Below are 9,036 nucleotides of genomic sequence, written 5' to 3'. Positions count from 1 at the left end.
CATATTATATGTACGAAGGCATTTCATTTACACAAGATTCTTGACGCTACCCATTTCCTCTCTCGAAATTCGCAAATGGTTTACAGGTACGCTTATCTCGATTGGAGAGGCCAAGCTTGCCAATCAATATGATGAATATCGCGCTGCTGACGTTAAGAATTGGTTGGAAGCTATTAATCCCCAGAAAAAGCTGGGGCAACTCTTTAACGGAAAAGAGACCGTTGTTCACGAAAATGCTAATAAAGATAGTAAGATTTTTAGTACTCGCCGAGATTTAACCGCTGGGATGGTCGGCAAATCACTTGGACTGACAATGATGCCTCAAACTGTTGCCAAAGCACATCTACGTGGAGATATTCATTATCATGATTTGGACTATTCTCCGTTAACATCAATGACAAATTGTTGTTTGATTGACTTTAAAAACATGCTTGCAAATGGGTTCAAGATTGGAAATGCTGATGTTGAACCTCCTAAGTCGATTCAGACAGCAACCGCCCAGATGTCACAGATTATTGCGAATGTGGCTTCAAGTCAGTATGGTGGCTGTTCATCTGATCGCACTGATGAAGTATTGGCCCCATATGCAGCTCTTAACTACCGAAAGCATCTTGCGGAGGCTAAAGATTGGGTGACACCCGATAAACGGATCGCTTTTGCAAAGGAAAAAACAAAAAAAGACATTTATGATGCTATGCAGGGGCTCGAATATGAAGTCAACACGCTGTTTTCTTCTAACGGGCAAACACCGTTTACGACAGTCGGTTTTGGGCTGGGAACTTCTTGGATTGAAAAAGAAATTCAGAAGGCAATCCTGAACGTTCGAATTAAAGGGTTGGGTAAACAACACCGAACAGCTATTTTTCCCAAATTAATTTTTACACTTAAACGTGGATTAAACTTGAAGAAAACAGATCCAAATTATGATGTTAAGGAGCTGGCCGTCGAGTGTGCAACTAAGAGGATGTACCCTGACATTTTGATGTATGACAAAATCGTCGAAATAACTGGCAACTTTAAATGTCCAATGGGGTGTCGTAGCTTCTTGCAGGGATGGAAAGATGAGAATGGAAAAGAGGTTAACAGTGGTCGGATGAATTTAGGGGTGATCACAATCAACCTACCGAGAATTGCCATTGAGTCTAAAGGCGATAAGGCTGTTTTCTGGGAAATTATGGATGATCGGATTCACCTGGCGAAACGGGCATTAATGAGTCGATTGAACCGATGTAAGCAGGCAAAGCCCGAAAATGCACCCATTTTATACGAAAATGGTGCATTTGGAAAACGTTTGAAGAAAACGGACTCAGTCGACGAGTTGTTCAAGAACAATCGGTCAACAATTTCTTTAGGCTATATTGGCCTCTACGAAGTTGGTACGGAATTTTATGGCCCACGATGGGAACATAATCGTGAGGCACACGACTTCACAGTTTTAATTGTAAAATATCTCCACGACTATTGTGCAAAGTGGGAAAAACAATATGGCTATCATTTCAGTGTCTATTCGACACCCGCTGAGTCGTTAACGGATACTTTTTGTGAAGACGACATTAAAAGATTCGGCCGGATTCCTGATATTACATCGAAGGACTATTATACCAATAGTTTTCATTATGATGTGCGCAAGAATCCGACGCCATTTGAAAAATTAGCGTTTGAAGAAGCATATCCTAAATACGCTTCCGGTGGGTTTATTCACTATTGTGAATACCCAAACCTAAAACAAAATCCGGCTGCTCTTGAAGCGGTGTGGGATTGGGCATATAACCATGTGGGGTATTTGGGAACCAATGCATCAATTGACCACTGCTTTAAGTGTGGCTTCGACGGAGATTTTAAACCAACAGCCAAAGGCTTTGAGTGTCCCAATTGTGGTAATCGGGATCCCCAAACCTGTGACGTGGTTAAGCGAACCTGTGGTTACCTGGGGAATCCCATGATTCGGCCTATGGTTCATGGTCGTCATAAGGAAATTGCTTCACGGGTTAAGAATATGAGACTGGGAGAAATGTCAAATGACAAGAAATAATCAGGTTCGGGAACCGAATAATCCACTGCCAAAACAGTGGTTAGCTTCTGAGCGCAGTCAGCACTATGTGGCAAGTTACAAGCCTTTTAATATGGTGGACGGTGAAGGCGTTCGCTGCAGTCTCTATGTTTCTGGTTGCCTTTTCAATTGTCCAGGGTGTTATAACAAGGCTGCTCAAAATTTTCATTATGGTAAACCTTATTCTAAAAAACTAGAGGATCAGATCATTGCAGATATGTCTGAAATCTATGTCCAGGGATTGACTTTGCTTGGGGGCGAACCATTTTTAAATACGCAGGTTTGTTTAAAATTATGTCGCAGGGTTCGACAAGAATTTGGTCAGACTAAGGACATCTGGTCATGGACGGGTTATACATGGGATGAATTGATGCAAGAATCATATGACAAACTTGAACTGCTTAGGTTGATCGACATTTTGGTGGATGGGCGTTTTCTTGAAACCCAAAAAGATCTGACCCTTCAGTTTAGGGGGAGTTCCAATCAGCGGATTATCGATGTTCCTAAATCTTTGGCTGCAAATAAAGTAATTATATGGGACAAACTCATAAGATGATTTGGAGGAAATATAAGTGGCTGAATTAGTAATTAGACATTTATCTGTGGCAGTTCAAGATAAAATGATTCTAGATGACGTTAACCTGAATATTCACGATGGTGAAATTCATGCGCTGATGGGTCCCAATGGAACTGGAAAGTCCACTCTGTCAGAAACGATTATGGGCAACCCCCGGTACAAGATTACCGACGGAAAAATTTTGATGGATGGTCGGAATATTGCAAAGATGAAAATTGATGAACGCGCTCGTGCGGGGATCTTTTTGGCTATGCAATACCCTGTTGAAGTAGCGGGGATTACCAATGCAGACTTTATCCACTCAGCAATGAATGCACGTACTGGTAACCAGAATGTACCGGTATTACAGTTTCTAGATCAATTACATCAGAATATGGAGATTCTTAATATTGATCCAGCATACACTGACCGTGGCCTCAATAAAGACTTTTCCGGCGGTGAGAAAAAACGTAACGAGATTCTTCAGCTTATGATGTTGAAACCAACACTGGCTATTTTGGATGAAATTGATTCGGGGCTTGACATCGATGCTCTCAAGGTGGTTGCTAAAGGAATTAATTCGATGCGTGATCGGAAGTTTAGTTGTTTGATGGTTACTCACTATCAACGATTGTTAAATTACGTTGTTCCCGACGTTGTCCACATTATGATGAATGGTCGAATTGTTAAAACTGGTGGTCCGAAGTTAGCAATGGACCTTGAAAATACCGGTTATGAAAAGCTGATATAAGGTGATGGAGTAAAAAACTGGTGTCAATCAAAAAAGTACTCAAAACCGCTGAATTTCAACATCCACATTTTCCAAAATATTTAGGTATTCATTATACACCGGAAGACTTTGACTTTCATAGTGATCAAAATACCTGTGATTGGAAATGGCACGCAAATCAGAATGCAATCGCTGAGATTAAAGCGAAGGGCGGCCAAATAAGCCGTATCGATGCTTGCACAATCCAATCCCACCAAACACAGGAAATTTTAAATTTTATCCATACTCACAAAAAAAATCACTATGTCATTCAACATTTCTCTCAGCAAATTAGTGGTTTGGAAGTGATTATTCCGGAAAATACAATTATCCAGAAGCCACTTAACTTGAACATTGATGTTTTCAATCAACTTTCCTCGAACTATTCACTTTTACTGAACTTGGGGACTAATAGTCGTATAACAATTAACCAACAGGTTATAATTGCTGGTCAAGCCAGTAATGCTAGTTTGATAATGATTGGAAGTCAGAATGATAACAGTCAATTAAAATTGACGACCACTATCTTGAATCATTCAAATTTAAACCTCGTTTTATTTGGAAATTTGGACGCTGCTCGAGATTGTCAGACTGTTTGGTCACTGACACCTGGCATTCATGGTGGTTTATTAGGAGATGTTGCGATTAATCTCAATGGCCAAGGTAGTTTTGGTAGGCTAAACGTTTTGAAGACCGGGACTGTTTCTGATCATTGCGGGCTTCAGGCAAGTGTTAATCATTATGCACCTCACACTAAAAGCCGGATTAATATGCGAGGTGTTCTGTTTGGTAAATCAAAAGTGAACTTCACAAGCATTGGAAACATTGTCAAGGGGGCATCTGGTTCTGATGCCCAACAGGAAAGCCGATTGATGACAGTCGGAGAAACGACTCATGGTACCGTGAATCCAGTATTGTTGATTGATGAAAATGATGTTAATGCTGGGCATGCTGCCAGTGTTGGCCAATATGATTTAGACGAGCTTTACTATTTACTGAGTCGCGGAATTCCGATTATGCAGGCGAGAAAAATTTTAGTATATGACTTTATTTCACCTGTAATGCAAGAATTCGATAAGCGTATCCAAAAAATTATAACAGCTGCTATTGAAATGGGATCGGGTGAAAGTTTTAATGACAATTTATAATCATTTAGCATATTTAGATAATGCGTCAACAACGCCAGTTCCGCAGTACGTTGTTGACGTGATTGATCACTATTATCATTGTGAAAAGGTCAATGTTCATCGAGGAATGTATAAACTTGCCAATGTGGTTACTCAACAATATGAGGGTGTACGTCAAAAAGTAGCAAAATTTATCAATGCTGACGACAAAAACCAGATTGTGTTTACCAGTGGCACAACGGATAGTTTAAATATGGTTGCATTTGGTTATGCTCTATCTCATCTTCAACCGGACGACGAGATGATTGTGAGTGTGCTAGAACATCACTCGAATTTAGTCCCCTGGCAGCAGGTGGCCGCGAAATCAGGTGGTCGCTTACGAATAGTTAAAGTGGACGGCAAAGGCCATTTGGATCAAAAACAGCTAACAAAGATGATCAATCGACATACCAAGGTTGTTTCTCTAGCTATGGTATCCAACGTTCTTGGAACGTATACGGATATGAGACCCATTGCTCAAAAAGCGCACGAGATTGGAGCAGTACTAGTGGTTGATGCAGCCCAAGCAGTTGCCCATATGCCAATTGATGTTCAAAAAATGAATGTGGACTTTGTTGCATTCTCCGGTCATAAAATGTTTGGACCCACCGGAGTGGGTGTCTTATATGGAAAGTCAGAATTGTTGGAGGAGATGAACCCGGTTCGGTTTGGCGGTGAGATGATTGATCAAGTAACTAGCCGATCAGCAACGTTTCAACCGGCACCACTTAAGTTTGAAGCAGGAACTCCAAATATTGCCGGGGTGCTTGGCCTTGGTGCTGCAATTGATTATATTAATGGTATCGGTTATCCAAGCATTATGGGAACTGATCACCTTCTGGTTGAACGATTAATGTCGGAATTAAACGGTCTTAAATTTGTCACTATTTACGGATCACCAAGTGCAGATGATCATAAAGCTGTGGTCAGCTTCAACGTTGAAGGCATTCATGCCCACGACATTGCAACAATTTTGGATAGTGTGGGTGTTGCCGTCAGAGCGGGACATCATTGTGCACATCCACTCATGGATTTTTTGAGAACAGAAAGTGTTGTTCGGGCAAGTGTTAGTTTTCAAAATACTATAAAAGAAATTGATCAGTTAGTTGTCGGTATTCAAAAGGCAAGGGAGATTTTTAAATGAGTGATATACGACAATTATATCAACGAATCATTATTGACCATGCCAATTATCCCCATCACTACGGGAAGTTGGCTTGTCCTGACTTTGTGAGAACATGCCGTAATCCGGATTGCGGTGATACAATCACAGTATTTGTTTCAATTGATACTGATTGTTTTAACGAACTTAATTTCGTTGGAGATGGGTGTGCTATTAGCCAAGCATCTGCCAGTATTATGACGGATACATTAATTGACAAGACAGTTGCCGAAGCAACACAATTGATTCAAGAATTTCAAAAATTATTGCTAGGGCAACATATTACGACAGGCGATTTAGGTGACAGTGTCGTATTTGGCAAACTGAAACAGTTTCCAACTCGGGTCCGTTGTGGGGCCCTTGCATGGCATGCTGTGTCAGATGTAATTGAGGAGTGGGGGAAGAGAAGTGGCCAACAAATCAACTTCAGCAAATAAAAAAGCACTTAACCAAGAGCGCGGAGAGGTTGATAAAATTAGACCAATCCTTTCAACAGGAGTCGGGATTAATGAATCGATCATTCAAAACATTTCGATTGCCAAAAAAGAGCCGAAATGGATGCTGACACTCAGATTGAAGGCTTACAAAATATATTTGGAAAAACCATTACCTCACTTTGGTCCAGATCTTAGTCAGATTGATTTGGATCACATCAAATATTTTCAACGTGCCACCAATTATGTTGCCCGTAAGTGGAAAGATGTTCCCGATACGATCAAGGAAACTTTTGAGCGAATTGGGGTCCCTGAAGCCGAGCGGAAATATTTGGCTGGGTCGGCAGCCCAATACGAATCTGAAGCTGTTTATAGTAATCTGAAAAAAGATCTTGAAGCAAAAGGAATCATTTTTATGGATACTGATACAGCACTTCGCGAGCACCCAAATCTGGTTAGACAATACTTTGGAACCCTGGTAGCGGCATCGGACAATAAATTTTCCGCACTTAACACAGCGGTTTGGTCCGGTGGAACATTTTTATACGTGCCCAAGGGTGTGCACGCAGACGTCCCAATTCAGAGCTATTTTCGGATTAATGCCGGAAGAACTGGTCAATTCGAACGGACTTTGATAATCGTTGATGAAGGCGGATCTGTCAACTATGTTGAAGGATGCACTGCGCCAAATTATTCAGAAGATAGCCTCCATGCGGCTGTGGTTGAGGTGTTTGTGAAGAAAGGCGGCCGTTGTCGGTATACAACTATTCAAAATTGGTCGACAAATGTTTATAGTTTAGAAACCAAGCGTGCGCAGGCCGATGAAAATAGTTCGATGGAATGGGTTGACGGTAATTTGGGATCTAAAGTTACAATGAAATATCCAAGTATTTACTTAGCCGGCCACGGTGCCTCAGGTTCAATGTTGTCAATTGCAGCTGCTGGAAGTCAAATGCACCAAGATACTGGGGCCAAAATGATCCATATGGCTCCGGACACTCATAGTACCATTGTTTCAAAATCTATTTGTCATGATGGTGGTCGGGCTGACTATCGGGGCCTGATTAAGTACATCCAACAAGCAGACAATGCTCATTCTCACGTGGAGTGCGACACCATTTTAATGGATGATCAAAGTGGTAGTGATACCTTTCCAGTGAACGATATTGAAACTAGTAATGGGACGATCGAGCATGAGGCAAGGGTCTCCAAGATTTCTGAGGAACAACTTTATTATTTAGAAAGTCGTGGAATTGATGAATCTACTGCCACACAATTAATTGTCATGGGATTTCTAGACCCCTTTACAAAACAATTACCCATGGAGTATGCGGTTGAATTAAATCGCTTGATTAGATATCAAATGAGTGGGAGTATTGGCTAACTTTGATCATCACGTTGTATCAACATTAGTACAAAAACTCCAATTTATGTAGGACAGAGTATTCAACTGAATACTTCCAATCACTTTCATGGTATAGAGACAGGATGTAACAAAGCTGTTCCAATAAAATATATAAGGTGGATTTTAAAAGTTAATCCGAACGAAGTTAGAACCAAAAAAGACCAGCTTCCCTTAAAATAATGTTTACTACAAATTCATTTTTAAGAAGCTGATCTTTTGTCTAATATAACCTACTTTGGAGCGGGTGAAAATTGCAGCCTTTTGTGGTATAAAGCTACCGCAGGTGATCATTACCAATTATTTAAACCAGGCAACAGCAATAATGAATTAGTATGCTTTAATCCCTACAGGGATAATTTTGCAAAGAATTCAGATTGAATTTGTGATCTGACAATTAATGGAGTTGATCGAAATGCAGTCAAATATTACTCATAGAAACAAAGAGTCCTCACAAGTACCATCTTCAAAAAAGGAACTGCATGTTAAATATCACTGGTTAAAAATTTGGGGACCAGGATTAATAGTCATGTTGGCAGATACTGATGCAGGTTGCTTAATCACCGCAGCACAATCAGGAACACAATGGGGGTACACGATGCTCTTACCACAATTTCTGTTAATCCCAATTCTATATATGGTCCAAGAAATGACGGTTCGTTTGGGAATTGTTACCCGCAAAGGACATGGTGAATTAATTCGTGAAAATTTTGGAACTGGTTGGGCATGGCTTTCAGCAGGTACGTTGGCAGTTTCTGCAATTGGAGCTTTGCTAACTGAATTTGTGGGGGTTGCAGGAGTAGGTGAACTTTTTGGAATATCTAAATGGATTACTGTTCCACTAGCAACAATCCTGCTAGTGGGGATCGCCTTTTGTGGTAGTTATCGGCGTGTTGAGAAAATTGGGGTTACAATTGGCTTAGCTGAATTAGCATTTCTTATCGCCGTGATAATGATCCGACCAAATATCAGTCAAATGGCCCAAGGATTAGTGACAATTCCATGGAGACATTCTTCTTACATATATTTACTAGCTGCCAATATCGGTGCTGTAATCATGCCTTGGATGATTTTTTACCAGCAAGGGGCAGTAGTTGACAAGAATTTGATTACCATCGAAATTCCACAGGAGCGACGTGACACTTTGGTAGGGACTTTTATTACACAGGGAATTATGCTAATCTTTGTGATTGCTTTTGCATCAACGGTTGGTAATAAAACAAATACTACATCTTTAAATACGGTTGGAGATTTGGCCAATTCATTAGTCCCTTTTATTGGAGAAACAGCTGCTAACTTGCTGATTGGTGCTAGTATTTTAGGTGGTGCTCTAGTAGCCGCTTTAGTCGTAGCTTTAGCTGGTACTTGGGGAATTACTGAGGTCTTAAATTGGAAACATAGTTTGAATGAACCTGGCAAATTACAAGTTTAATCCGAACAAGCCCTGGATCCACTTATGAACGGTTGAATAGCCAATGCCATATTCTCTGGCCAGTT

The 9,036-nt window shown here is 40.7% G+C and carries 7 protein-coding genes and 1 pseudogene; all 8 read left to right on the top strand.

Features of this window, described 5'->3' with window-relative positions; translation table 11 throughout:
* The first annotated feature begins 67 nt into the window (after nucleotides 1–67).
* Nucleotides 68–2,032 (top strand): anaerobic ribonucleoside-triphosphate reductase, encoded by a 1,965-nt coding sequence (gene nrdD / locus IV54_RS00815; protein WP_237756639.1) that lies wholly within the window; start codon nucleotides 68–70, stop codon nucleotides 2,030–2,032.
* A complete protein-coding gene (nrdG, locus tag IV54_RS00810) occupies nucleotides 2,019–2,606 on the top strand; it encodes an anaerobic ribonucleoside-triphosphate reductase activating protein (RefSeq protein WP_020090225.1) in 588 nt (195 codons plus the stop codon). The genes nrdD and nrdG overlap by 14 nt, the downstream gene beginning before the upstream one ends.
* 16 nt (nucleotides 2,607–2,622) lie before the next feature.
* Nucleotides 2,623–3,357, top strand: a complete 735-nt coding sequence (gene sufC, locus IV54_RS00805) for a Fe-S cluster assembly ATPase SufC (protein WP_020090226.1) — start codon at nucleotides 2,623–2,625, stop codon at nucleotides 3,355–3,357.
* A 20-nt stretch (nucleotides 3,358–3,377) separates the two neighbouring features.
* Nucleotides 3,378–4,523 carry a SufD family Fe-S cluster assembly protein gene (locus tag IV54_RS00800; RefSeq protein WP_020090227.1) on the top strand — a complete coding sequence of 382 codons (1,146 nt, stop codon included), beginning with the start codon at nucleotides 3,378–3,380 and terminating at the stop codon, nucleotides 4,521–4,523.
* A complete protein-coding gene (locus IV54_RS00795; protein WP_237756638.1) occupies nucleotides 4,483–5,685 on the top strand; it encodes an aminotransferase class V-fold PLP-dependent enzyme in 1,203 nt (400 codons plus the stop codon). Before IV54_RS00800 ends, IV54_RS00795 begins: the two co-directional genes overlap by 41 nt.
* Nucleotides 5,682–6,140: a Fe-S cluster assembly sulfur transfer protein SufU gene (sufU, locus tag IV54_RS00790; RefSeq protein ID WP_020090229.1), complete on the top strand. Its 459-nt coding sequence runs from the start codon at nucleotides 5,682–5,684 to the stop codon at nucleotides 6,138–6,140. Before IV54_RS00795 ends, sufU begins: the two co-directional genes overlap by 4 nt.
* Nucleotides 6,141–6,177: 37 nt before the next feature.
* Nucleotides 6,178–7,521 (top strand): Fe-S cluster assembly protein SufB, encoded by a 1,344-nt coding sequence (gene sufB / locus IV54_RS00785; RefSeq protein ID WP_404819441.1) that lies wholly within the window; start codon nucleotides 6,178–6,180, stop codon nucleotides 7,519–7,521.
* 433 nt (nucleotides 7,522–7,954) lie between these two features.
* Nucleotides 7,955–8,950 (top strand): annotated as a pseudogene (locus IV54_RS00780) (NRAMP family divalent metal transporter); the annotation flags it as partial.
* Nucleotides 8,951–9,036 lie beyond the last annotated feature (86 nt).

The organism is Levilactobacillus paucivorans, from assembly GCF_001437125.1.
Lineage (GTDB): Bacteria > Bacillota > Bacilli > Lactobacillales > Lactobacillaceae > Levilactobacillus > Levilactobacillus paucivorans.
This window is presented reverse-complemented; position numbering and strand designations above follow the sequence as displayed.